Genomic DNA, 26,236 nt, shown 5'->3' on the forward strand with positions numbered 1-26,236 from the left:
GACCGAATCTTCTTCGGGGGAGCTTCCCAGGGTCGCCGGAAAGTTCCATCCTTGGCGCGAGCGGCGAACGCCCTCGACCTCCCGACCACGCCCGGAGTGCCCCGCCCATGAGCCCGACCGCCGCCTTCGCCGAGCCCGCGACCGCACCGGCCACCTTCGCCGCGACCGCCGTCGACCCGGGCCCGGAGCTGGACGGCGGTGACTTCGTGCTCCCTGCGGCCGGGCTGGACGACGCCCAGCGGCTGCGCGCGCTGGACACGGTGGACGAGTACCTGACGCGCAAGCGCAAGCACCTGGTCGGCTACCAGGCCACCCAGGACATGCAGGGCACCGCGCTGGACCTGGCCCGGTTCATGCCGAACAACATCAACAACCTCGGCGACCCGTTCCAGAGCGGCGGCTACAAGCCGAACACCAAGGTCATCGAGCGCGCCGTCCTCGACTACTACGCGAAGCTGTGGCACGCGAAGCGCCCGCACGACCCCGCCGACCCCGAGTCGTACTGGGGCTACATGCTGTCCATGGGCTCGACCGAGGGCAACATGTACGCGCTGTGGAACGCCCGCGACTACCTCAGCGGCAAGGCGCTGATCCACCCGCCGGCCGCGCCCCGCGACGAGCTGCGCTACGTCCAGGCCGCGCCCGACCGGAACAACCCGAACGCCCACCGCCCGGTGGCGTTCTACTCCGAGGACACCCACTACTCCTTCGCCAAGGCCGTCCGGGTGCTGGCCGTCGAGACCTTCCACGCCGTCGGCCTGGAGCTGTACCCGGACGAGTGCCCGCTGGTCGACCCGGCCACGGGTCGCCGCGAGTGGCCGGCCGAGGTGCCCTCCCGCCCGGGCCCGTCCGGGTTCTCCTGGGACGGCCCGGGCGAGATCGACGTCGACGCGCTCGCCGTCCTCGTCGAGTTCTTCGCCGCCAAGGGGCACCCGGTCTTCGTCAACCTCAACCTCGGCAGCACCTTCAAGGGCGCCCACGACGACGTCCGGGCGGTCTGCGAGCGCCTGCTGCCGATCTTCGAGCGGTACGGCCTGGTGCGCCGTGAGGTGGTGTACGGGACGGACCCGCACACCGGGCAGCCGCTGGTCGACGTGCGCCGCGGCTTCTGGATCCACGTGGACGGCGCCCTCGGCGCGGGCTACGCGCCGTTCCTGCGAATGGCCTCCCAGGACCGGGCGTACGGCTGGACGCCGGAGGCGGAGCTGCCCGAGTTCGACTTCGGACTCGCCCTGCCCACCGCCGGGTACGGCGAGGTCGACATGGTCTCCTCGATCGCGATGAGCGGCCACAAGTGGGCCGGCGCGCCGTGGCCCTGCGGCATCTACATGACCAAGGTGAAGTACCAGATCTCGCCGCCCTCCCAGCCGGACTACATAGGCGCGCCCGACACCACCTTCGCCGGCTCCCGCAACGGCTTCTCCCCGCTGATCCTCTGGGACCACCTCTCCCGCCACTCCTACCAGGACCAGGTCGACCGGATCCGCACCGCGCAGGAGCTCGCCGACTACCTGGAGCGGCGCCTGCTCGCCATGGAGCAGGAGCTCGGCGTCGAGCTCTGGCCGGCCCGCACTCCGGGTGCCGTCACCGTGCGGTTCCGCAAGCCGAGCGCCGAGCTGGTGGCGAAGTGGTCGCTGTCCTCGCAGGACGTGCTGCTCGTCCCGGGCGACGAGTCCAGCCGCCGCACCTACGTGCACGTCTTCGTGATGCCCTCGGTCGACCGCGCGAAGCTGGACGCCCTGCTCGCCGAACTCGCCGAGGACCCCGCCATCCTGGGCTGACCCGCCCGTCGGCCGCCGGGCCCCCGGGACGTGACCGTGTGTTCGACGGGCCGGGGGCGTCGCACCGGCGCCGCGGCCCGTCCGGGTCGATGGCGGTGCCCGGCGTCGTGCACCGGACGCCCTCCGCATCCGGTGGCGCGAGCTGATGTCCGTTCACGGCCCTTGCGGCGAAGGGGAGTCGGGTACGTGCCGCCGGCGGCCACCGCAGCCGTCGTGGCCGGTCGAGCACGTCCGCCCCGCCGGCCGAGGCGTGGCCGGGGGCGGCCGGTGCGGCGGTGGCGACTGCGCACGGTGACCGGACGGCCGGAGGCGGCGGCGGGCGGGAATCATCGGCGGCGGCGGGCTTTTGACACCTCGATTTGAGGCGGCTAGCGTGATTTTCAAGGGTATCGCTGCCGGTCGGCCCTTCGAAAGACCGGCCCGCGGAATTCATTTCTCCTGGCGACGATCCCGTCGGGAACCGAGCCCGGTCCCCTTTCCGCTGCCTGGCATGCGAGAGGCGTGATGAAAGGCTACGACGTCTACTCCAAGGCGATGACCGAGGATCAGTGGAGGGGCTGGTGGGTCACCTGGCCCCCGTCGGAACACGTCGCCCTCGGTGCCGTCCTCGACCGGCAGGACGCGGTCCGCAGGGCGGGAAACCTGGCCGACCGCGGAATATCCTTCACGCCCGAGGAAGGGGCTCCGCCGAGCCTGTTCGTTTACGATTCGAATAATTCGGTGAGCGTGTGCTTCAAAGCCGCCGGGGCGGCTCCCGATCCGTTCTCCGGACTGACGGCGATCGACGCCGGCGCCTCGGTCACGTTCCGCAAGGAGAAAACCGCCTTCGTCGTTTTCCGCGGGATTTCGCAAACGGGGATCGCCGACGTGCGAGGCCTGGCGAACGACCTGGCGACCCTGTGGTGGAACGGCGCCTGGGACGAGACGTTGCTGGCCGTGACCAGCGTGGTCCGCGCGCAGGGCGGGACGGTGCTCTCGGCGGCGGCCGCGGGCGCGACGGCGGAGCTCAAGGTGTCGGCGTCGGCCGGTGTGACCGGCGTGCTGGAGCCGGCGGACCTGGCCCTCGACGCCTCGGTCGTCCACCGGAACGGTCTCGGCGCCGAATGGACCGGCACGGACGTCACGCCCTTCTACCAGGTGGTGCGCCTGCGCGAGAACTGGCGCGGCAGGGTGCGCGCCGAGTACGGTCCGCGGCAGCCTGGCCGCGGGGCCCTCCCCTCCGCCCTCCCCCCACTGCTGACCGAGGAGATCCAGGACGACCCCGGTGCCGTCCTCGGTGCGGTGGACGGGGACGAGCAGGTGCCGTTCGCCTCCCCGCGGGACGGCTGACACGCCTCCAGAGGCCGCGGTGACGAACGCCCGATTCCGCATAGCACCCGGACCGTCCGAGCAGGCGGGCCGGGGCGCCGGGCACCCCACGGTCAGTCTGCGGGTGGCGGGGCTGCGACCCGGCCCGCCGCAGGAGGCGGCGGAGGACCTGGACCTGGCGGAGGCCGCGGAGTGTTCCGGCGAACTCACCGGAGTGCTCGCCCCCGGGGCCACCGACCAGCGGCGGAAGGCGGCGGGCGAGCGGCTGTTCGCCCTCCTCACCCCCGGCGCGGTGGGCGCGCTGTGGGCCGGGGTACGGGCGACGGCGGCGAAGCAGCGGGCGGAGGGCGCCACGACGGATCCCGTGCGGGTCAGTCTGGAGATCGCGATCGAGGACCTGCGGCCGCTGCCGTGGGAGCTGCTCCGCGACGGCGGCACCTGGATCTTCCACGACCCGAAGCTGCTGGTCTCCCGCCGGCACCCTCCCGTTCCCGGCGAGGAGGACACCGCCGCCGGAGCGGAGGACACCACGGGAGACGAGGCCACCGCCGGGGAGGCGGACCTCACCCGGCCGGACGCCGCCCGACGGCGGGCCGGGCCGATCGAGCTGGGGCCGCTGCGGGTGCTGCTCGTGGTCTGCAATCCGCTCGACCGGACGGATCTGGCCGACCAGGAGCGGGCCAGGGTCGCGGCGGCGCTGAGCACCTCGCCGGGCCGCGCGCACCTCCAGGTCCTCGAAGGCCCGCCGCACCACCGGCTCTTCGACGAGGTCAGGACCTGGCGCCCGCACGTCCTGCACTTCATCGGCCACGGCATGCCGGCGGTCCCGGGGGCCTGCGCGGCCCTGCCGTTCAACTGGGCCACCCGGCAGAACCCCGAGATCGACCCGACGACGCAGTGGAGCCTGGAGTCCGAGGACATCACGGAGCTGCTGGACGAGTGGCGGCCCCGGCTCGTCGTCCTGAACGCCTGCCGGACCGCGGCCGACCCGGCGGACAAGCTCGGCGGCCTCGCCCACGCCTTCCTCGCGGCCGAGGCCGAAGCGGTGGTGTCGATGCAGGCCGACATCGATTCGCCGGCCGGTGTCGCCTTCGCCGGCGTGCTGTACCGGGAGGTGGCGAAGGGCCTCGCGGTGGACCGGGCCTTGCGCACCGCCCGTCGGGAACTGCGCAACAACTACAGCCGGGAGGGGTACTGGGCGCTCCCCGTCCTGGCCACGCGCCACGATCCGGAATCCACTCTGGCGATCGGCTTCGTGCCGACCGAGCAGTCCATCACCACGCTCTGCGAGAACTCGCTGTACCGGGACCTGAAGCTCTTCGTGGACCGCGCGGACGAGCGTCGGGCGGCCTGGCGGGCCCTCGACCCCGTCGGGCCGCAGGACGACCGCCCACTGCTCGTCATCACCGGGCACTCGCAGGTCGGTTCCAGCTGTACCGGCAAGACCTGGTTCACCCGGTCCTGCCTGCTGAGCTGCTTCCTCCACGGCCACCGCATCACCTACGTGGACCTCGGCAGCCGGAGTCCCGGTGCCGGAGGGGAACCGGGCAGCACGCGCAAGGACTGGCTGGGACTGCTGCGCGCGGTTCGCGACGGGTGCCTGGACGAGAGCCAGCCGGAGCCGATGCGGCCGGAGGCCTTCTTCGCCTTCAACGCCGAGCTGAACGCCCTGGTCGAGGGCGTGGTGCCGGTGACCGCCGGCCCCGGCGGCGCCCCGCCCGACGAGCCGGTCGAGGACCGGGGGCAGCCGTTCGACGAGCAGGTCGGGCAGGCCGACCGGCGGAGGTCGGGGATCTTCCGCGCCTTCCTGGACGCCCTGCGCGCGGCCGACCCCGACCGCGTCCACGTCCTCGCGCTCGACCATGCCGAGTTCCTGCTGTCGGAGATGTGCCGGCAGGTCGTCTACCCCGAGCTGATCGGGCCGGTCGCGCACAGACGGGAGCCACCGCTGCGCCTGCTCCTGGTCACGACCCGGGACTGGATCGACGGCGGCGCCCTGCCGCAGGAGGACAGCGGGTGGTGGCAGCCGGTGCTGACCCTGGGCGACTTCCCGGTGCGCGAGTACCTGCGACTGGCCGACGAGTACTGCGAGCAGGCGGGCCTGGACTTCGCCACGGCGCGGGTCAGGCGGGTGTTCGAGGGGTACAGCGAGTTCGTCTCGTGCCAAGGAGGTGTGGCGGTCGACCTCTTCCGCGAGATCAGGAAGACCATGGCGCTGATGGGCGGGGGAGCATGACCGGCTCGCTCGAACAGATCACCGCCCGGATCAGGGGCGGTGCCGGCCCCGCCGAGATCCGCCGGTCGCTGCGCCCCGCCGGGTGGGAGCCCCTGCTCAAGGCCTGCGCCGCCGCCGGCGCCTTCGACCGCGACCTCTTCGACGGGGTGCTCCGGCCGCTCGCCGGGCCGGACGTGCCCGGGCTGGACGGCCTGGTCGAGCTGGAGGTCGTCGAGCCGGCCTCCGATGCACCGGCCCGGTACCGGCTGCCGCACGACGACCGGGTGGCGTACATGAAGAGCTGGCTCGTGGACTGGGCCGGCGGCGGGGCGCCCGCTGACCTGGCCGAACTGGAAGGGCGGTTCGCCGAGCACTGGGCGGCCGCCGGAGACCGGCGCGAGCAGCTGAGGCACCTGCTCGTGGCCGACACACCGCGGGCCCTGCGGCTGTTCGACGACCTCTTCGCCGAGGCGGACTCCCGGCGGGACTTCGCCCGCTGCCAGGACCTGCTCGACGTGCTCGCCGACGACGACCGCCTGTCCCTCTCCGGCCCCGAGGTCGCCCGGGCCCGGGAGGACCGCGCGGGCTACGTGCGGGCCCGGTGCCACTGGGCGGTGGACTACGCCCGCTGCGCGCAGTACCTGGCGCGGCCCGGTCTGGAGGAACAGGCCGCCGCCCTCATGGCCGGCTCCGACTCCCGGGCGTGGCAGGTCTCCGGGCCGGCCGGGACGGGCAAGACCATGCGGCTGCGCTGGCTCGTCACCCGCTACTGCGTCTGCGCCGAACGGGACATCCCGTGCGCCCGGCTCGACTTCGACGTGGTCTCCCCGGTGACCATCGGCCGCTACCCCTGGCTGGTCCTCCTGGAGGCCGCAACGCAGTTCGACAACCGCTGGCCCAAGCGGGCCTTCGGCAGTCTCGACCGCTACGCGTCGATGCGCAGCCTCCTCGGCCGCCACCCGTCCGACCTGGGCCGCACCGCGGCGCAGGGCTTCCGGACCACCCAGGACCCCGGCACCCTGGGGTCGGAGATCACCCGGACCTTCGTCGACCGCTTCAACGACGCCGCCGGCCACAAGGCGGCCCTGCTGGTCTGCGACACCACGGAGGAGCTGCTGCTGCGGGGCATGCAGGGCACCGGCCGCTTCCTGGAGCTGTTGGGCCAGGTGCAGCACGCCTGCCCCATGCTCCGCATCGTGCTGGCCGGGCGGTACGACCTGGCCAAACGGGCGCCGGAGGCAGTGGCGGCGCTGGACGGGATCCGGCAGATCGAGGTCACCCCGTTCACCGACGAGCAGGCCGAGACCTACCTCCACGAGATCCGCGGCATCGACGACGAGCGCAAACGCGCCGTCGCGCGACGGCGTTCCAACGGCCGGCCGCTCGTCCTCGCCCTCTTCGCCGACGCCGTCGAGCAGGACCCCGGACTGAGCGTCGAGGCACTGGAGAAGACGCGGGATCCGGTCATCCCGCCGCTCATCGAGCGCGTGGTGTGCCGGATCACGGAGGAACCGGTGCGCTGGCTGCTGCGCTACGGCGTCGTCCCCCGCAAGCTGCGGCGCGAGGACCTGGCGGTCATGCGCCCGTACCTGGGCAACATGGCGGGGCCGACCCCGAATGACGACCCGCGGACGGACGTCCACGGCCTCGGGAGCGCGGACGTCTACCCGTTCACCCGCCCGCCCGGGACCGACGCCGAACTCGACCGGCTCTGGGAGCAGCTGCTCAACTACGCGGGCTCCTCCTCCTGGGTCTCGCAGACGGCGGAGGATCGGTCGACGGTGGTCTTCCACCCGGACGTCCTCGGTCCGCAGCGGCTGCTCCTCGCCGACCACCCGGTCTTCGTGGACCTGCACCGCGCCTTCGCCCGCCACTTCGAGGAACTCGCCGACGAGAACCCGGGCCGGTGGGCGGACTTCACCCGTGAGGCGGTGTACCACCGGTTCCAGCTGGGCGACCCGGAAGCCGCCGCCACCTGGCGGGCCGCGCTGCGCCGGGCGCGGGAGGCGGACGCGCTCGACGAGCTGCACGAGCTCGCCACCGAGGTGCTGGGCACCGACTACCTGGACGAGGACGGCAAGCCCCGGCCCACCGGACACGGGACGACGCTGATCTCGTACGCCGAGGTGGCCGAGGCCCACCTCCAGGAGGCCTACGTGGTCAGCCGTCGGGCGCTGCGCGAGGAGGCCAGGGCGGCGGATCCGCAGTGGGGCGAGGTCGAGTACGCCCTGGACCGGGTGAGCTGGGCCCGCGACGCCGCACCCGAGGCGGTCCCCGTCTCCGCCTGGGAGCACGTCCTGCGGGCGACGCTGCTGAACGCCGACGGCCGCGCCGAGGAGGCCCTGCGGTCCGCCGAGTACGCGCTGGCGGCGGTCGGCCCGGAGGAGCGCCTGGACGCGCTGCGGGTCCTCGGGGACAGCAGGGCCGCCGTCGGCGACCCCACCGCGAACGAGGCATACGAGCGCGCCTTCCGACTGGCCCTGCGGGCGGGGAAGGCCGTCCAGGCCGTGGAGATCGGCCTCGCCCTGGCGCGCGAGCGCGAGGCGCAGGGGCGGCTGGACGAGGCACTGCGCTGGTGCGAGCAGCTCAGACCGCTCGCACCGCTCGCCGGGTGTTCGACCGTCGTCCTGCGGCAGGCCCGGCTGCTGCTGGCCTGCTACCGGCCGGGCGCGGCGCTTCGCGTCCTGCAGCCCCTGCTCACCCCCGACGCGGAGCCGCCCGCGGGCAGCGCAACCGTCGACGCTCGCGTGGAGGCGGAACTGCTCCAGGCCCGGGCGGCGTTCGTGCTCGGCTGGGGGGAGCACGCCCGGACGGCCCTGGGGCGTGCCGCCGAACTCACCGAGGGCATCGTCGGGGCGGCCCGCTACCGGTCGCGGGCCCGCATCCACCAGTTGGGCGCCGCCGTGTCCGGCGAACTGCTCGCGGTCGACGAGGCGGAGCGGTACCTCCTGCAGGCCGGGAGCCTGTGGGAGGAACTCGGATACCGCGGCGGCCACCCGGAGTGCCACTACCTGCACGTCCGCTTCCTGCTCCGCACCGTCGGCGACCTGGTGGAGACGCGCGAGCTGCTCACCGCCACCGGCGGCCGTACCGGCCCTGCGCCCGGGCGGTCGGCCACGCCGGAGGAGGAGTTCGCGCTCCGCACGGCGTTGCTCGGACGTGAGCTCGCCTTCGACGAGGGAGACCGGCCCGAACCGGAGGAACTGCCCGCGGAACCGGACCCGCCGGTACCGCCGCGGCACGCCGCCCTCCTCGCCGCCCAGCGGCTGGTCGAGGCCTGGCGGCGGGACCGGCGGTCGGACGCCGCACGGGGGGACCGCCCACTGGAGGCCTCACCGCGGACCCGGAAGTCGGTGCCTGCACTCGTCCGGGCCCTCGAAGCCCTCGAACCGCCGTCCGCCCGGCTGTTCATCGTGGAGGAGCTGCAACGGTGCCGGATCTCGCGCGACGCCTCCGACACCACGCTGGCCCCACTGCGCCAGGTGCTCCCCGCGGGCGACGACGCGGACAACCGGCTGGACCGCGCCCTGCACCGCGTGCTGCTGGCCGAGCTCGACCGACTGACCGGCCGACCCGACCGGGCCCGCCGGGCCGTCGACGAGGCCCAGGCCGTCCTCCAGGAGGGCGCGCACGACCGGGACCCGCTGGCGTGGTGGCGCTGGTTCCGGGCCGGCAGCCGGCTCGGCGTCCCCGTCGATCCGGCACGCCGGGACTGTCCGCGGACCATCGCCGAGCGTTTCCCCCTGCTCCACACGGCCGTCCTGGTGGGCCTCGCCGAGGGCACCCGCAGGGCCGGGGACGACGCGGGGGCCGCGGAGCTGGTCGCCCGGGCGGTGGACGCCTCGGCACGGGTGACCAGGCTGACCCACTGGGCGGCCGACGCGCTGCACACCTACGCGGAGATGGCCGACGACGCGGACGCGCGCCGGACGGCCGCCCGCCTCTACCGGCGCCTCGGTCGGCCGAGGCGCCACACCGAACCCGCCCCGGCGGCGGTGCAGCCGCCGGAACGGAGCGCCGACCGGCCGGCGATCGCCCTGTCCGTTCCCGAGGGCCTGCCCCTGGACGATCCCGAGGCCCTGCAGCGGCTCCTGTTCCGCGATCCCCGAGCCGTCGTCTCACGGCTGCGCGAGCCCCTGGCCGAGGCGCTGAGGGCCTTCGGGGACGGCGCCCGGGTCGGGGTCCTGCGCCTGGAATCGGACGACGTGATGGTTCACTCGCTGCCGTGGGAGCTGGCCGTCACCGAGCCCCGCGGACTGACACCGGACCCCGGGCTGTACGGATTCCGCACCCTGCCCAGCGCGGCCGAGAACGGCTCGTCCATAAGCCTCCAGAGCATCCTGCGCGACACGGTCGACCCGGACCTGCCGGTCGACGGATTCCTCGGCCCGCGCACCAGACGGGCCTTCGCCCTGGCGACCGGGCAGGAGGGCCCGGGCACCCCCGGGCCGGACGCTGCCTCACTGGCCGGCCTGAGCGGTCTTCACCGGCCTCCTCCGAGCGGACCGCGAACCGTGGTCATCGTGACCCCGCCCGCGGCCGTCCAGTACGAGTCCCGCGGCAGTCACCGGCTGTCCGGCGTGGACCTCGCCGACATCTACGCCTCCTTCGGCTTCGGCATCCGGTTCGCGGAAGCCGTCGACTCCGGCGACCCCCTGACGGCCCGGCCCAGCCTGGTCCACATCAGCGCCCCGCTGGAGGCCACCGCACGCGGGCCGTATTTCGACCTGTCCGGGTCGTACGCGGAGTCGAGGCTGGAGACCAGGTCGCGGGGGTTCGACCTGCCGGCGGCGGCCCTGGCGGAGTGGCTGCGGGCCTCGCCCGACTGCCTGGTGGTGCTCGACCCGCCGGTGCCAGGGTCCCCCCTCGACATCCCCGAGCAGATGCTGCGGCGCAACCACTTCGCGGCCCAGCTGTTCATCCGGCTTCCGGCCGCCGCGATCCTCGGCATCGGGTTGAACGACTACCACACCTACGCGTCCGTCGCCCGGCTGGCGACCGCCGTGCGGGAGCAGCGGCCACTGGCGGACACCTTCCACGAGCTGGTGCTGATCCGCAGCGGCCCGATCTGGGAGGGCGCGAAGTGGCGGGCCAGCGACACCACGCTGTTCGCCGCCGCCACCACCCACGCGAACCGGGTCCTCGGATGACCGCCGCCGAGTACCAGCAGCGCAGTCGGGCCCGGACGCGCCACCTCAAGGCGAGCCTGGAAGCGGAGAGCGCCCACTGGACCCGGGCCACCGGGCCCGGCGAGCCGCTGGAGAAGCACCACAGCCAGGTGGCCTGCCTGGTGCGGCTGCTGACGACCTGCCTGGAGGACCTGTCCGGGCTCCCCGACCGCGAGCTGGCGGAGCCGGTCCTCGACCTCCACCACGTGTGGGACTTCTTCCGCAGCAAGCTCGTCCTGCGCTGCCTCCCGCAGTACCAGGACTTCCTGGAGGCGGCCGACGAGCTCGCATGGGCCTGTTACCAGCCGGCGCCCGGAGCGGCCGGTCCGGCCCCCGGGGTTCCGCCGCTGGTCTTCCTCAACCGGGCCGAGGTCCCCTTCGCGGTCGCCCGCGGACGCGACTACCGGGAGCTGCTGCCCAGTGCCGTCCGCACCCGGTCGGGCGACACGGCGGCGGGCACGCTGCCGTTCCCGATCATCGGCGTGCCCTGGCACCAGACCGAGCACCTCCCCGGCCTGCTCGCCGTGGCCCACGAGGTCGGCCACCACATCGAGGACGACTGCGGGCTGACCGACGAGGTGCGGACCAGGGTGGGGAACAGCGGCCTCCCGCGTGAGCGGCAGAGCCTGTGGCAGGGCTGGGCGGGCGAGGCCTTCGCGGACGTCTGCGCCTGCCTCTCGTGCGGGCCCGCCTACCTCGACACCCTGTCCGACGCCCTGGCGGAACTGCCGCCGCTCGCGTTCGGGGGGTACCCGCCGAGGGAACTGCGGCTGCGGATCTGCCGAAGCGTGGTCGAGCCGACGGAGCCGGACGCCTCCGACGAGGCGGTGACGGTCGTCCGGTCACTGACCGCGGACGGCTACGCCGAACTCGGCGGCCGGACGCTGCCATCCGTGCTGACCTGCGTCGAGGCCCGGGATCCGGGTCCGGCGGCCGGCCGGCTCCTGGCCGGCATGCCGTCCGGGACCGGTGACGCCCGGGCGTCCGTGGCATCGGCCGCCGCCGCCTTCGCCCGGGATCCCGCCGGCTACGACGACATCGGCGTGGGGCGGCGGGTGGTCCGGGAGGTCCTGGAGCGCCGCCCCAAGGGCCCCCGCGCCGCCGCACCCGCCCCCGAGGCCGCCGACCGGCAGGCCGCCGCGGCCGGGCACCTCCTCGCGGGCCTGCTCGCACGGCCTCACCCGTCGCAGGAGCGCTGAGCTCCGGCCGCGGTGGCGCCCCGGCGGCTCGGTGTTCCTGGCCGGATGACGTGGGTGATTTCGCGCACAGTCCCGGCGCCACCGTGTGGGCACGGGGGCAACGCCGCTGCCGGACCGGCGGTGCGTCGGCAGCGCGCCGGGGCAGAATCCGCCGTCCCCCGGGGGACGGATCGGTTGCCCCCCGGGGACTCTCCGGTTGCCCCGGGAGGGCAGGATTCCCGAGCCGGCGCGGTCCGGACCCGTTGTCGGGCGGTGCGCGGACCAGCTGCCTTGCCGCAGGGTATTGACATGGTCACGGGATGTAGGAGGAGATACGGGAGGGGGAATTCGGAGAAGGCGGGTCGGACCGGGACTCGTCGACATCGTTGGGACAATCGGGGCGACCTTCCCTCCCCGGTTGCCCGGGGAGGGAAGGTCGCCCTGTACGCCGAGTCAGTTCCCCTGCCTGATATCGCTCAACGTGCCACTGATGTTGAGGAGTTCGTGGCACGTCGCCGCCTGCTTGCCCGAGGCCGGGGTGCCCGGTGTCTCGCAGGTCACACTCGCCGTCACCGCCTGGTCCTCGGCGACCTGGATGGGCGTCACCCAGTGGTAGTCCTGGTTGCGGAAGGTCTCCAGGGCGATCGTGGTGATCGTCTGGCTCCCCGCGGTGATGGTCAGTAGCCCTTGGTCGCCCTGGAAGTTGGCTGCGACGACGTCCGTGATGTCGAAGACCTTGCCGTGCGGCACCTGGTAACTGCCCACGGCGGCAGCGCCGTTCGCGGTCTGCACGTCGATCGTGGCGGAGCTCTGCTGTCCCGTCCCCGGCACCGCCAGACCGCCCGGACCGCCGTTGCGGCCGTTGGTGCCGAGGCTCGGCTGCCCGGCGCCCGGCTTCGTCTGGCCGCCGGGGTTGGCACCGCCGGGGTTCGCGCTGCCGGGGTTCGCGCTGCCGGCAGCCGTCGGCGCACCGGCGTCGGGGGCGGCGACCGTCGGAGCCGGGGCGGCGCTGTGCTGGGCGACGGCCTTCTCGGCGGCCTGCTTCGCGGAGCTGCGCACCGCCGGACGGACCAGCATGAACCAGGCCAGCAGCAGCGCGAGCAGCGCCGCCAGGAGGGCGAGCAGCCACTTGGGGAGGATCGGCAGTTGAATGAACTCACCGTCGAGCGAGAGCGGTCGGGCGGCCGGCGGAGCGGTTTCGGCGCTCGTACCTCCGCCGTCCGGGCCGCCGCCGCGCGTGCCGTCCGTGCGCGCTTCCGGGCCCGGTTCCGGGCCGACCGCGGCCTCGAACGGCCAGGTGGCCGGTTTGCCGAACCAGATCAGCTTGCGGGTGCGCGCCTGCAGCCGCAGCTCGCCGGACTCGCCGGGCGCGAGGCGCAGCCGCTCCGGGGTGGCCCGGAACCGCAGGTCCTCACCGGCCTGTCCGGGGGTGAGGGTGACCGTGGCGGGGGCGTTCCCGAGGTTGCGCACGGAGGTGCGGTAGCGTCCGCGCAGCCAGCCGCGACGGCGACGCGGTGCGAGGGCGGCCTGCAGCTCGTGGAACGGGGTCACGGTGACCGTGGCCTCCGGAACCGTCACCAGCTCCGGGCGCTCGGTCGGCAACACCCGGACGCCGAGCGGGAACTCGCCGGCCCGGGCGGCAGAGGAGTGCGGCGGGGCGAGGCGCACCGTCACCGTCTCCGAGGTCCCCGGGAAGAGCGAGATCCGGGCCGGCTCGACCGTCGTCCACGCGGCACATTCCCCGACCACCTCCAGCGTGTACGCCTCAACGATGTCGAGATCGTTGCGTACCGTCAGGGTCGTGGTGGCCACGCCACCGGGCGCCACCGTCAGCGCGGACAGGCCGAGTTCGGCGGATGTGGTCATGGCGTGACGGTAGGTCCGCCGGACGGCCCGAGGAGAGGGCCGTACGGGCAAGCCGTGGGCACACCCCTTGCCCGCGCGGACGGACCGCCCCTGCCCGGGGCCGTCGCGGCACACACCCGGCGGTCCCGGGCGGCCGCACCACCGGCCGGACCCGGAGAACGTGGCCGACCGTAACGACCGTAGATCTACTGAGGAATGGAGTGTTCGATGACGTCGACCGATACATCCCGCACATGCCGTGAGGAAGCCCTCGCGACCCGGCGGACAGTGCCGCGACAGCCGACCGCGCGGTCCGGTGGCGCCCGGCCGTCCGGGCCGGACCTCTCGGCCCAAGTGCGCGGCAAGCCCGGCCAGGTGCGGGTGGCGGTGTACGCGGAGGACCTGATCCTGCAGACTGGCGTGGTCCAGCAGCTGCGCCAGCGGCCCGAAGTGGAGCTGCTGAGCGAGAGCGAGGCAGCAGAGGCGGAGGTCTCGCTCCTGGTGGTGGACGCCCTGACCGAGACGGTGGCCGAGCACCTGCGTCGGCTGCGGCTCGCCACCTCGGGCCGGATAGGCCTGGTGGTGGGGCAGTTCGAGGCCGGCGGGCTGCAGACCATCGTGGAGTACGGGGTCGCCGCCGTACTGCGACGCTCGGAGGCGAACCAGGACCGGCTGGTGCACCTGATCACGGCGCTGGCCAACGGCGAGGGCGTGATGCCTGGGGACTTGCTGGGTGAGCTGCTCGACCGGATCGGGATGCTCCAGCGCACCATGCTCGACGGCCGGGGCCTGACCCTGTCGACGTTGACGGCCCGCGAGGCGGAGATGCTGAAGCTGGTGGCGGAGGGCTTCGACACGAGCGAGATAGCCGCCAAGACGTCGTACTCGGAACGCACCGTCAAGAACGTGTTACACGAGATCACCACGCGGCTGGGACTGCGCAACCGGGCGCACGCGGTGGGCTACGCCATGCGGCGCGGCCTGATCTGAGGAGCCGGCCGCCGTGCCGACCCGGTCGGGCTGCCCTTTGGGGACACCGGTCGTTACCCCCGGCTCGGGCACCAGGGCTCTGTTCCCGGGTGCCCGGGCCGGGGAGACTGCCGGGGATACCGCCCCTGCCACCCTGTGAGGTCGAGCGTGTTCGGCGCCACCGGCACTCCCCGCTCCATCCGGCGGCCGGCCCGGGCCGCCGTCGCGGTGCTGCTCGCGCTCGCGACCGCCCTGGTGACCCTGGGCACCGTCGCCGCCCCCGGCGGGCAGGGCGCCCCGGCCGCCGCTGCCGCAGCCGACCCCGCCGCCGGGCGGATCGTCTTCGCCGGCACCAACCACCGTGGTCTCGGCCGGGTGACCGGCACGGCCGCCGGCGCCCCGCTGTTCGGGCCCGGCCCGGTCCACTTCGACCAGGACCCCTCCTCCCGCGGCGACGAGCTGGTCTTCACCAGCCTGCGGGACAGCACACTCCCGCAGGTCTACCTGCGCGACGCGGCCGGCGCCGTGCGCAAGCTCACCACCGGCATGGACACCGCCCGCCCCGCGCTGGCCCCGGACGGCAAGGGCGTCGTCTTCGAAGCCCTCGAGAGCAGGCCGGACGGCTCGTCCCAGCACGTCCTGTGGGCGGTCAACCGGGACGGCTCCGGGCTGCGCCGGATCACGGACGGCTCGGCCGACGAGACCCATCCGACGGTCTCGCCCGACGGCAAGTGGATCGCCTACGCCTGCACCGGCGATCCGGCGCACCGTCAGATCTACCGGCGGCCGTTCGAAGGCGGCGCGCCGGTCAAGATCACCGACGTGACCAACGGGGACGCCGTCGACCCGACCTGGAACCCGGTGAACGACGACGCGCACCGCAACCAGATCGTCTACACCTGGGACCAGGGCGACCAGGGCCGCACCCTGATGCTCACCTCGCCCACCGGCGGCGACAAGGCGTTCTTCCTCCGCACCGGCTCCACCTGGCGGACCGGCTCCGCCTCCTGGCTGGCCGACGGCAGCGGGGTCCTCTTCCTCAGCTCCGACCTGCTCACCCCCGGCTCCCCGGCGCAGCAGCCCGAACCGCCCAGGCCGCCGGTCGTCAACCTGTACCGCGCGCCCACCTGCTCCTGCGACGACCCGAAACTGCTCTACAGCACCGACCGGTTGATCGCGACGCCGACCTGGCTCGGCACCCAGGACAAGGGCGGGCCGGTGGTGGAACAGACCAGCGCCACCGCCGCCAACGTCGCCGACCTGCAGGACGTCCGCCCCGACGGGGTCGACCCGCGCGACCTCGGCGTCAGCGTGCTCACGGAGGATCCGGCCGCCGACACCAACACCAGCACCGACCCGGCCGCCGACCCGCTCTTCCACCCCCGCCCCGGCTACGACCCCTGGTACGAGCGCCAGTCCTACACGCCCGACGGCCGGCAGATCGTGGTGACCCGCTACGAGGACTCGGCGGCCGGGCGGATCCAGCGGATCTGGCTGACCGACGCCGACGGCGCCAACCCGCACCCGATGAACCTGGCCGGACGCGGCCCGCTCGACCGGGACACCGACCCGTCCGTCTCACCGGACGGCAGGCTGATCGTGTTCAGCCGCAGCGCCCCGGCCGGCGGCCAGGAGCCGGCCCGCCCCGGGCGGGTCCTGATCGCCGAGGTGGCGACGGGCAGGATCGTCGGCACCGTCCAGCCGCCTGCCGGTCGGCAGGGCGGCTCCGACGGCCAGCCCTTCTGGTCCCCCGACGGCAAGCTGATCGCCTTCTCCCGGACCGCGGTGGTCGACGGCAACGCCGGCAACGTGCACATCTGGACGGTGCCCGCCGACGACCTCACCCGGCAGACCGACCTGAGCCGGACGGCCTGCCCGGGCAGCTGCAACGTCATCGACGACAGCCCCGCGTTCGCACCCGACGGCCGCCGGATCGCCTTCAACCGCAAGGCCGGTGACGGCGGGAACAACCAGCAGGACGGCGTGGTGGTGACCACACCGACCGGCGACGACTGCACCGTGGTCCTGCCCACCGGCCTCGGCAAGGACGCCTGCACCCGGCCGCTGCCCGATCGCTCCACCACCGGCCCCTTCCAGCCCCGCGACGTCGCCTGGACGGCGAACGGCGCGCAGCTGGTGCTCACCTCCCGCCGGGCCGCGCCGCCGAGCGCACCGGAGGGGCTCGAGATCTACGACTTCGCGACCGCCAGGCTCACCCCGCTCGACCGGCGGTTGCCGGGGCGCCAGAAGGAGCCGGCCGTCCAGCAGTCCGTCGACCTGGCGCTGAGCGCACCCGCGCGAACCCCCGCGGTGCCCGTCGACGGCGGCACCGACGTGACGATCACCGTCACGAACAAGGGCCCCGCGCCCTCGCCCGGCACCGTCCTCACGGCCTCGGTGCCGACCGGCGCCCGGCTCGGCGCACTGACCAGCCCGGTCGGGCAGTGCGACGCCGCCGCCCTGCGCTGCGACCTCGGCACCCTGGCACCGGGCACGGTGGTCAAGGTCACCGCCCGCCTGATCGGCACCCGCAGCGGCACCCGGGAGTTCGGCTGGAGCGTCACCGGGACGGTCGTCGACCCGAACCCCGGGGACGACTCCGCGCTGACCTCCCTCCCGGTGCTCGACCCGCCGACGCCCACCCCGACCCCGACCCCGACCCCGACGCCGACCCCGACGCCGACCCCGTCACCGACCGCCACGCCGACCCCGTCACCGTCCGCTTCGCCTACGCCCCTGCCGTCACCCACCGCCACCCCGGCCCCCGCACCGCCGCCCCCGCCACCGGCCCCGGCACCACCGCCGCAGGCCGGACCGGGAGTGTCGGTCGACGCCCAGCCGAACCCCGGCTACGTCGGCGGCCACGTGACCGTCAGCTACACCGTGCGCAACACCGGCCAGGCCCTCGCGACCGGGCTGCGCCTGACGCTCGGCCTGCCCGCAGGGGTGCCCACCGAGCCGCTGCCCCCGGGCTGCCGCGCCGGGAGCTGCGCACTGGCCGACCTGACCCCGGGCGGCAGCCAGGTGGTCCGGGTGGTGCTGTCCCCCGAGGCGGCGCTGGAGACCACCGTCACCGCCGAGCTGACCACCACCGGCACCGACGCCACCCCGGGACCGCACCGGGCGAGCACCCCGCTGCGCATCCTGCAGCCCCGCATCGTCGCGGTGCCGCCGATCGGCAAGCCCGGCTTCGTCACCTCCGTCCGCGGCGTGGACTTCCCGCCCGGCGCGCCGGTCCGCTTCACCTGGCAGCCCGGCATCACCGCCGCCGCCGCGCCCACCTACCCGCGGGCCGACGGGACCTTCGCCGGCCAGCTGCTCATCCTCCCCAAGGACGAGACCGGACCGCGGACCATCACCGCCGACGGCCCCGGATTCTCCCCGGTCACCACCCCCTTCCTGGTGGTGGAGGGCAACATCGGCCCGCCCGGGGAGGTGGAGCGGCGGTGATCCACGAGGTCGACGAGGCGCTGCGGCTGCTGCTCGCCGAGGCCGGGCTGCCGGAACGCGGGGTCGAGGTGGTCTTCGACGCGCCCAACCGGGACTTCGCCGCCCGGCGCACCGCGCCGACGGTCAGCGTCTTCCTCTACGGCATCCGCGAGGACACGGACCGCCGGCAGTCCGGCGCCCTCGCGGAGTACGACGAGGACGGCGTGCTGGTCGCCCACCACGCCGCACCCCGCTGGTTCGAGCTGGCCTACCTGGTCACCGTCTGGACCAACCGCCCGCAGGACGAACACCGGCTGCTGGCCGAGGTGTTGCAGTGCCTGACCGCCGTGGACGCACTGCCCGCCCGGCTGCTCACCGGGACGCTCGAACAGCTCGGACTGACCGTCGGGCTCGACATCACGGGGCGCGACACCGGCCTGCCGGCGGTGTCCGACGTCTGGTCCGCGCTCGGCGGGGAGCTGCGGCCCTCGATCGACCTCAGGGCGCTCGCCCCGCTGCCCGGCGGGCGCAGCCCGGTCGGACCGCCGGTCACCGAGGGCCTGGTCGTGCACGTCGAGGACACCACCCGGGAGGGCGCCGGGCACGCCGAAGGACCGGGCCGCCGACTGCGCTACCACGGCGGCGCGGACCCCGGACCGGACGGCTTCGCCGCGCCCCGGGACCGCGCGCTGCCGCCGGGCCGCCGACCCCGGGGCAGGGCGCGATGAGCCTCGACCTCGGAGCGGTCGCACCGGTCGCACCGTGCTCCTCCGCGGGAGCCCCCGGCCCCGACCACCTCTGGGAGCGGCTGCACCGGGTCGAGCAGCGGGTCCGGGCGGCGGTGCGCGAGCGCCGGGCCGACGACCCGGACCCGGACGACCCGTACCGCGGCCAGTACCTCAGCCCGGAGGCGGTCGAGCGGATCCTTGCCGCCTCCGCGTCCGCCGGCCGTGACGACGCGCCCCTCGGCGACGGCCCCATGCCGCCGCCCGGCTCGCGGCTCGCCCGGCTCGGCGACGCCTTCGGGCTGCTCCCGGTGGACGTCGAACTGCTGCTGGTGGCCCTCGCCCCCGACCTCGACACTCGCTTCGAGCAGCTCTACGGCTACCTCAACGACGACCTGACCCGGCGCCGGGCGACCGTCGGCCTGGCCCTGGAACTGTGCGGACTGTCCGGGGCCGGCGCCGGCCGCTTCCGGTTCTCCGTACGGTCCCCGCTGATCGCCGGCGGCCTCCTGGAGCTCGCCGAGCCGGAGCGCCCGCTGCTCTCCCGCACCCTGCGCGTTCCGGACCGGGTGACGGCCCATCTGCTCGGCGACGACGAGCCGGACGGCGCCCTCGCCGGGCTGGCCCGCCGCGCCGCCCCCGGGGCCCGACCGGCCGGCGCCGGAGCGGCCGCGGAGTTCGCGGAGCGGGTGCGCGCGGCCGCGGCGGACGGCGGACTGGTGCACCTGCTGGACCGGGACGGGCACGCCGGCCCGCCCGCGGCGGCCGCCCTCGCGGCCGACGGCCGCCCGCCCCTGGTCGTGGACGCCGCCGCGCTCGCCGCCCGCCCGTCGCCCGGCCTGGTCCGGGTGCTCGCCCGCGAGGCCCGGCTGGCCGGCGGCGGCGTCGTGCTCGGACCGCTGGACCGCCTCGAACCCGAACGGCCCGAGCGGGCAGCCCTGTTGCGCGAGCTCTGCGCGGAACTCGCCGGTGACCGGGCAGCGAGCGGGCGCGCATCCCTTCCGCTGGTCGTGCACGGCCCGCAGGTGTGGGACCCGGCCTGGGCGCGGGAGAGCCCGGTGGTCGTCACCGTCCCCCCGCTGGACCCGCACAGCCGGGCCGAGCGGTGGGCCCGCGCGTTGGCCGGCGGGACGTACGACGGTGAACCGGCGCCGCTGAGCGAGGAGTTGACCGAGGCGGTGGCCGCCTACCGGGTCGACCAGGAGCAGCTGGAGCGGGCCGCCGCGGTGGCGGCCAGGACGGCGGCCGCCGAGCGCCGCCCGGTGCGCGCCGAGGACCTGCGGACCGCGGTGCGGGCGCAGAACGCCGCGGGCCTGGCCCGGCTCGCCCGTCGGATCGAGCCCGCGGTCGGCTGGGCCGACCTGGTGCTGCCCGAACCCACCGCCGGCCGGCTGCGCGAACTCGTGCTGCGGGCCCGGCACCGCGACCAGGTGCTCGGGCAGTGGCGGATGCGACCGGGCGGCGGCCGCGGGAACGGCGTGATCGCCCTGTTCGCGGGCGAGTCGGGCACCGGCAAGACGATGTCGGCCGAGGTGGTCGCCGCCGAACTCGGCATGGAGCTGTACGTGGTGGACCTCTCCACCGTGGTGGACAAGTACATCGGCGAGACCGAGAAGAACCTGGAACGCATCTTCACCGAGGCCGCGCAGGTCAACGGCGTCCTGCTGTTCGACGAGGCGGACGCCCTGTTCGGGAAGCGCTCGCAGGTCAACGACGCCCGTGACCGCCACGCCAACGTGGAGACGGCCTACCTGCTCCAGCGCATGGAGTCCTTCGGGGGGATCGCGGTGCTGACGTCCAACCTGCGCGCCAACCTGGACGAGGCCTTCACCCGGCGGCTGGACGTCATCGCGGAGTTCCCGCTGCCGGACGAGGCGCAGCGCCGCGTGCTGTGGGACCGCTGCCTCGGGCCGCGGCTGCCCCGCGGCGACGACCTCGACCTGGACTTCTGCGCCCGGCACTTCGAGCTCACCGGAGGCTCCATCCGGGCCTGCGCGGTCTCCGCGGCCTACCTGGCCGCCGGAGCGGGCACCGCGCTGGGCATGGCGCAGCTGGTCGCCGCGGTGGTCGGCGAGTACCGCAAGCTCGGCCGGCTGGTGCTGGAGAGCGAGTTCGGGCCGTGGCTGGGGCGGGTCTGACGGCTCCCGCCCGACCCCGGCCTTCGCCCCCGACCGGCGGGTACCTGCGGAGTTGCCCGTCGGGGGCAGCCGTTCCTGCCCCCGGTCGGGGACCGGCGGACATGTCCCCGGCGGGCGCCCGGGCAGCAGACTCGGGGGCGACTGACCCGGCCATCCGAAGGAGCGCGAATGCCGTCGTACCTCACCCCGGGCGTGTACGTGGAGGAGGTCCAGTCCGGTGCCCGGCCGATCGAGGGGGTCGGCACGGCCGTCGCCGCTTTCGTCGGCTTCGCCGAGACCGGTCCCTTCCACGAGCCCACGCTGGTGACCAACTGGGACCAGTACGTCCAGCGGTTCGGCGGGTTCACCGAGGGCACCTACCTGGCGCACTCGGTGTACGGCTTCTTCGCCAACGGCGGCGGCTCCGCCTACGTGGTGCGGGTCGGCGACCCGGCCCGGCAGGCCCCGGCCGGCGCCCCCGCTTCCGTCGCCGCTGCGCCCGCGCCCGTCGCGGTCGCGGGCTTCCTCTTCTCGGCGCTGCCCGGCGCGGGCGGCGAGGTGTCCGTGGAGATCGCGGACGTGGAGGGGGAGAACGTCCCGGAGGACCGCTTCCGTCTGCTGGTCCGCCGGGGCGCCGAGGTCGTGGAGACCTACGACGTGTCGACCCGCAAGAGCACCAAGGGCTACGTCGTCACCCAGCTGCGGGAGTCGAAGCTGGTCGCGGTCGCCGAGCAGCCCGGCACCGCGCCGAGCCGCCCCGAGCGCCGGACCCACGCCCTGCCCGCCGCGCCCGCCCCGGCCACCGGGCCGGTCACGGCCCCGGCCGGCCGGCTCGACCCCGCCGAGTACGTCGGAGACGCCGCGGCCCGGACCGGCTTCTCCGGCCTGGAGGCGATCGACGAGATCACCATGGTCGCGGTGCCCGACCTGATGAGCGCCTACCAGCGCGGCGACCTGGACGAGGAGGGCCTGCGGACCGTCCAGCTCGCGGTGATGTCGCACTGCGAGCAGATGGGCGACCGGATCGCCGTCCTGGACCCGCCGCCCGGTCTCAACGCCCAGCGGATGCGCACCTGGCGCCAGGACGAGGCGGGCTTCGACTCCCGCTACGCCGCCCTCTACTACCCGTGGATCAAGGTGTTCGACCCGGCGAGCGGCCGCAACGTGCTGGTCCCGCCGAGCGGGCACGTCGCCGGGGTGTGGGCGCGCAGCGACGCCGAGCGCGGAGTCCACAAGGCGCCGGCGAACGAGGTCATCCGCGGCGCGGTGGACCTGGAGATCCGCCTCAGCAAGGGCGAGCAGGACCTGCTGAACCCGATCGGCGTGAACTGCGTCCGGGCCTTCCCCGGGCGCGGCATCCGGATCTGGGGAGCGCGCACCCTGTCCTCCGACCCCGCCTGGCGCTACCTCAACGTGCGCCGACTGTTCAACTACCTGGAGGAGTCCATCCTCCTGGGGACCCAGTGGGTCGTCTTCGAGCCCAACGACGACCGGCTGTGGTCCAGCATCCGCCGGAACATCACCGCGTTCCTCACCGAGGAGTGGCGGCGCGGGGCGCTGTTCGGCCAGACCGCGGCCGAGGCCTTCTACGTCAAGTGCGACCGCGACAACAACCCGCCGGAGTCCATCGACCTCGGACAGGTGATCTGCGAGATCGGCGTCGCCCCGGTGAAGCCGGCGGAGTTCGTGGTGTTCCGGCTGTCCCAGTTCTCCGACAGCACGAGCCTCGTAGACGAGTGACCGGCGCGGTCGGCACCCGGCCCCGGACCCAATCTCTGGAAGGTGACAACCAGCCATGGCTGAAGGCGATCCGCTCTCCACACATATCTTCGGCGTCCAACTCGGCGGCTACAACGTCGAGTCCGTCAAGGAGATCAGCAATCTGACGGTCGATCAGGAAGTGGTCGAGTACAAGCAGGTGACCCAAGAGGGCAAACTGATCGTCCGCAAGCAGCCCGGCGCCCGGCTGCCCGGCGAGGTGACGATCACCCGCGGCCTCGACAAGAGCGGCGCGTTCACGACCTGGATCAAGGAGACCCTCAACAACGGGGCGATCAACACCGCACGGCAGAACCTCACCATCGAGGTCAAGGACACCACCGGTGCCACCCTGCGGCGCATCCAGCTGACCAACGCCTGGGCGAGCCGCTGGGAGGGCCCCACGCTCACCGCGGGCGAGTCCAGCGCCGCGACGGAGACCGTGACCATCGTGTTCGAGGAGATCAGCGTAGAGTGAGGCGACGGATCGGCCTCGAGGAACTCCTCGAACGGGCCCCGGCCGCGCAGAACACCGCGCCGCCGCAACAGCAGCAGGCGGGGCCGGCGGGGCCGGCGGGATCCTTCGGATCGGCGGGGTCGGCGGGCCCCCGGGGGTCGGTGCCGCACACCGAGTTCGAGTTCGAGCTGCCGCTCGGCTACGTCGACGACGAGGGCACCGTCCACCGGCACGGCAGCATGCGCCTGGCCACCGCCCGCGACGAGCTGATGCCGCAGATCGACCTGCGGGTCAAGGAGAACCCGGCCTACCTGAGCGTGGTGCTGCTCAGCCACGTCATCACCAGGCTGGGCGACATCACCGACGTGCACGCCGGGATCGTGGAGCGGATGTACGCCACCGACGTCGCGTTCCTCCAGGACCTCTACCAGCGGATCAACAGCGAAGGCCACACGCGCGCCGCGGTGACCTGCCCGCACTGCGACGGCGCCTTCGAGGTCGACCTCGCCGGTGGGCGCCTGGGGGAATCGTGACGTACGCGCCTGCTCGGCTGTACGAGGAGATCGCGTACATCGCCTACCACTTCCACTGGCAGCGGGAGGACATCCTCGACCTGACCCACCGCGAACGCGGGCAGTGGGTGCGTGAGATCGCCCGGCTCAACACCCGCACCAGCGAAGGCGGGTGAGCCGGGTGGGGCTTCGGGACTGGCTCGGCCGCCGGCGGGCGGACGAGGCGTCGGGCGCGGTGGCGGGCGGCGAGGCGTCGGGCGCGGGCGCATCCGGTGGGAGTGCACCCGGTGGGAGTGCATCCGGTGGGGGCGCATCGGGCGGGGGCGCGGAGCCCGGGGGTACCGGCGCGGGCCGTGCTGTCGGTGTTGCCCGGCGGCGTCCGGTCGCGGGGGACGGGGGGTGGCGCGCGGTGCCACCGCTGGCCCCGACCCTGGCCGGTCCCGCCCACGGGGTCAGTGACGGACTGAGGTTCCGGTCCCGGCTCGCCTCGTGGCAGGACCCGTCGCTGAGCGGCCCGCTCGGCCATGCCGTCCTGCCGACCGCCCCCGCGGGGATCCTGCGGGCGATGGCCTCGCCGGTCGCCCCGCCCGCCGTCATCGCGGGCGGGGAGGAGCTCGTCCTGCCGACCGTGGCGGGCGGCTCGGAGGTGGGTGAGCCGGAACCGGAGGAGTCGGTGCAGCCGCGGCCGGTCCAGCGCTTCGGCAGGCTGCGGCGGCTTCCCGTACGGTCGGCGCACCCGCGTGCCGCGCGTACGGGTACGGCTACGGGTGCGGTCGAGCAGCGGCCGTCCGGCGCGGACGGTGGCGAGGGCGAGGCCCGGAAGCCCGGGGCGGATGTCGCGCCCGCGGTGTGGAGCGACTCGACGGACCGGGCGCATCCGGTGCGGCCGCGCCCCGTCGGCGAACCGCTGACCGTGGCGCGACGCCCCCGGGCGCTGCCCGCACGTCCGGTGACGGCCGTGGCGGCGACGGGCGTTCGGGGGGCGGCCGGTGCGGCGACGGGCGTTCCGGGGGCGGCCGTTTCCGGCGCGGCCGTCGCGGTGACGGGCGGGACGCCCGATGTCGCCGACGAGCCTCCGAGCCACGGCGCGCGCTCGCCCCGGAGCGCACCGTCGGGCGCTGCCACCGCCGCGCCCGCGCGGAACGGGCCGGCCGAAGGGGCGGTCCAGCGCGCGCCCGCCCGTCCGGTCCTCGGAGCACCCCTGACGTCCCTGCCCGCGAGCGCTGGGCCGGTGGCCTCCGTCGGCCGCAAGGCCCCTGACGCCACCTCGGGTGCGGCAGCCATGCCCGTCGTCCCCGCCGCTGCGGGGTCCGGTGACACCGAGGTGGGCGAAACCGGCGACACCCGGCAGCCCGCCGGCGGGGCCGGCCACCCGACCAAGGCTCGGCGCGCCCGTACGGTCACCGAGCGGGGGCGCGCCGACGGTGTGCCCGTCCAGCGCGAGTCGTCCGGGACCGCCACCCCCTCGTACTCGCACCCACCGTCGACAGCGGCCCCGGAGCGGGAGGCGCAGGTCGGCTCCGACCCGGCCCCCGCCCGCACCCGCACCGGCCTGGGCGCGCCCCTCGACGCGCTGCCTCCGACAGCGGCCGTACCGGGGAACACCGCCCCGCTGCTCGGCGGGCGGGCACCGGTCCGACGGATCACCAGCCCGGCAACGGGTGTGCCCGCCGCTGCCGCCGGCGACGGGCCACTGGTGCAGCGTGCCGTCCGGCATCCGGGTGAGGTCCCGGCGGATCCAACCCCGGTGGCAAGAAGGCGAAGTGACGGTCAGTCGGTGGGTCCTGGCAGTCCTGCCGAGGGTGCCCCCGGTGCGCCTGCCGCACGGCGTCCGGAGGAGCCCCCGGCGGAGTCGACGCCCCGACCGCAGAGTGCCCCCGGCGGACACGCGGCAGGTCGAAGCGGTCCCGTCGCTGCCACGTCTCCGGGTGGAGAGGGACCGCGTGTGCAGCGTGCGGCCCGCCCCGGTGGCGACGACGCACGACAGGCCGAGCGGACCGGCCCGGCCGGCGGCGGTCAGGCCGCGCCCGCGAGCCCGGAGCACCGCTCGGACGTCGCGCCGCTGCCGGCCGTCCCCGCGACCCGGACCAGCTCTGCCGTGGCTCGGGGCGAGTCCGGTGGTGCACCCGGTGGCGGCCCGGCGGTTCCCGTGCGGCCGGTCGCCGGAGGCTGGGGCGTGCAGCGTGCCGTGGCACGCACCGGCGCGAGGCGCGGGCTGATCGGCGAGCGCCCGATGAGCGTCGCCCTCGCCGCGCCCACGGCGCCGTCCGCTCCCGGGACCACTGCTCGCACAGGCGCACCGGCGCCTCCCGCCCCACCCGTGGTGCCGGCCGTCTGGCCCAGGGCGCTCGCGGCGCGTACGGACGGCGAACCGGACCCGGTCCCCGCGCCGACAACCGTTCTGCAGCGTTCACGCTCCCGTGCCCTGCCTGCGCCGGGCACGGGGGAGGTCCGTACGGAGACCGGGCAGACGGCGTCGCAGGGGAGTCCGGTGCGGTCCCGCGCTTCGGGTGCCGTAGCGGTGCCCGGCCGGCCGGCCGCCTCGGGTGCGGGAGACGGCCACGCGGCCACCGGGCGGTCGGCTTCGCCAGGGAGTCCGGTGCGGTCCCGTGCTCAGGGTGCCGCAGCGGTGCCCGGAGAGCCGTCCGCTCCGGGTGCGGTGCGCGGGCTCGCGGCTGTGCTGCAGCGTGTGCGGACGCGGCGATCGGCGGCGCGGAGGGACGGGCGGGCGCCGGCCGATGGCCTGTCAGTGGAGGGCAGTCCGGTGGTTACGG

Annotated in this window: 14 protein-coding genes; 13 read left to right on the forward strand and 1 reads right to left on the reverse strand. The window is 74.7% G+C overall.

All coding sequences use genetic code 11. The features are described 5' to 3' along the window. Positions 1-107: 107 nt before the first annotated feature. From ACZ3TI_RS31775 to ACZ3TI_RS31795, 5 genes are all read left to right on the forward strand, one after another. Complete coding sequence (locus tag ACZ3TI_RS31775) at positions 108-1,781, forward strand: PLP-dependent aminotransferase family protein (protein ID WP_465732317.1); 1,674 nt, start codon at positions 108-110, stop codon at positions 1,779-1,781. A 501-nt stretch (positions 1,782-2,282) separates the two neighbouring features. Next, a complete protein-coding gene (locus tag ACZ3TI_RS31780; RefSeq protein WP_465732319.1) occupies positions 2,283-3,110 on the forward strand; it encodes a hypothetical protein in 828 nt (275 codons plus the stop codon). A gap of 19 nt (positions 3,111-3,129) precedes the next feature. After that, positions 3,130-5,325, forward strand: coding sequence for a CHAT domain-containing protein (locus ACZ3TI_RS31785; RefSeq protein WP_465732321.1), 2,196 nt, complete (start codon positions 3,130-3,132; stop codon positions 5,323-5,325). Beyond that, entirely contained in the window at positions 5,322-10,454 is a 5,133-nt protein-coding gene (locus ACZ3TI_RS31790) for a hypothetical protein (protein ID WP_465732323.1), read from the forward strand. The genes ACZ3TI_RS31785 and ACZ3TI_RS31790 overlap by 4 nt, the downstream gene beginning before the upstream one ends. Continuing rightward, the gene (locus tag ACZ3TI_RS31795; protein WP_465732325.1) at positions 10,451-11,671 is read left to right on the forward strand and encodes a hypothetical protein; all 1,221 of its coding nucleotides are present in this window, start codon (positions 10,451-10,453) and stop codon (positions 11,669-11,671) included. The genes ACZ3TI_RS31790 and ACZ3TI_RS31795 overlap by 4 nt, the downstream gene beginning before the upstream one ends. Before the next feature lie 432 nt (positions 11,672-12,103). On the opposite strand, the gene ACZ3TI_RS31800 is transcribed toward ACZ3TI_RS31795, so the two are convergent. Then, positions 12,104-13,516 carry a COG1470 family protein gene (locus ACZ3TI_RS31800; protein ID WP_465732327.1) on the reverse strand — a complete coding sequence of 471 codons (1,413 nt, stop codon included), beginning with the start codon at positions 13,514-13,516 and terminating at the stop codon, positions 12,104-12,106. 207 nt (positions 13,517-13,723) lie between these two features. On the opposite strand from ACZ3TI_RS31800, the gene ACZ3TI_RS31805 reads away from it, so the two are divergent. The 8 genes from ACZ3TI_RS31805 to ACZ3TI_RS31840 all read left to right on the forward strand — a co-directional run bounded on the left by ACZ3TI_RS31805 (position 13,724) and on the right by ACZ3TI_RS31840 (position 23,638). Then, positions 13,724-14,485, forward strand: coding sequence for a helix-turn-helix transcriptional regulator (locus ACZ3TI_RS31805; protein WP_465732329.1), 762 nt, complete (start codon positions 13,724-13,726; stop codon positions 14,483-14,485). A gap of 147 nt (positions 14,486-14,632) precedes the next feature. Next, positions 14,633-17,914: a hypothetical protein gene (locus ACZ3TI_RS31810; protein WP_465732331.1), complete on the forward strand. Its 3,282-nt coding sequence runs from the start codon at positions 14,633-14,635 to the stop codon at positions 17,912-17,914. After that, on the forward strand, positions 17,911-18,621 hold the full coding sequence (locus ACZ3TI_RS31815; RefSeq protein WP_465732333.1) for a Pvc16 family protein: 711 nt from the start codon (positions 17,911-17,913) through the stop codon (positions 18,619-18,621). Before ACZ3TI_RS31810 ends, ACZ3TI_RS31815 begins: the two co-directional genes overlap by 4 nt. Then, positions 18,618-20,756 carry an ATP-binding protein gene (locus ACZ3TI_RS31820; RefSeq protein WP_465732335.1) on the forward strand — a complete coding sequence of 713 codons (2,139 nt, stop codon included), beginning with the start codon at positions 18,618-18,620 and terminating at the stop codon, positions 20,754-20,756. The genes ACZ3TI_RS31815 and ACZ3TI_RS31820 overlap by 4 nt, the downstream gene beginning before the upstream one ends. Before the next feature lie 168 nt (positions 20,757-20,924). Then, a complete protein-coding gene (locus ACZ3TI_RS31825; protein ID WP_465732337.1) occupies positions 20,925-22,475 on the forward strand; it encodes a phage tail sheath family protein in 1,551 nt (516 codons plus the stop codon). Positions 22,476-22,530: 55 nt separating this feature from the next. Next, positions 22,531-22,971: a phage tail protein gene (locus ACZ3TI_RS31830; RefSeq protein ID WP_189917863.1), complete on the forward strand. Its 441-nt coding sequence runs from the start codon at positions 22,531-22,533 to the stop codon at positions 22,969-22,971. Beyond that, positions 22,968-23,483 (forward strand): hypothetical protein, encoded by a 516-nt coding sequence (locus ACZ3TI_RS31835; protein ID WP_465732340.1) that lies wholly within the window; start codon positions 22,968-22,970, stop codon positions 23,481-23,483. Before ACZ3TI_RS31830 ends, ACZ3TI_RS31835 begins: the two co-directional genes overlap by 4 nt. Further along, complete coding sequence (locus ACZ3TI_RS31840) at positions 23,480-23,638, forward strand: DUF6760 family protein (RefSeq protein ID WP_465732342.1); 159 nt, start codon at positions 23,480-23,482, stop codon at positions 23,636-23,638. The genes ACZ3TI_RS31835 and ACZ3TI_RS31840 overlap by 4 nt, the downstream gene beginning before the upstream one ends. Positions 23,639-26,236: the final 2,598 nt, after the last annotated feature.

The organism is Kitasatospora sp. NPDC023120 (assembly GCF_055560835.1).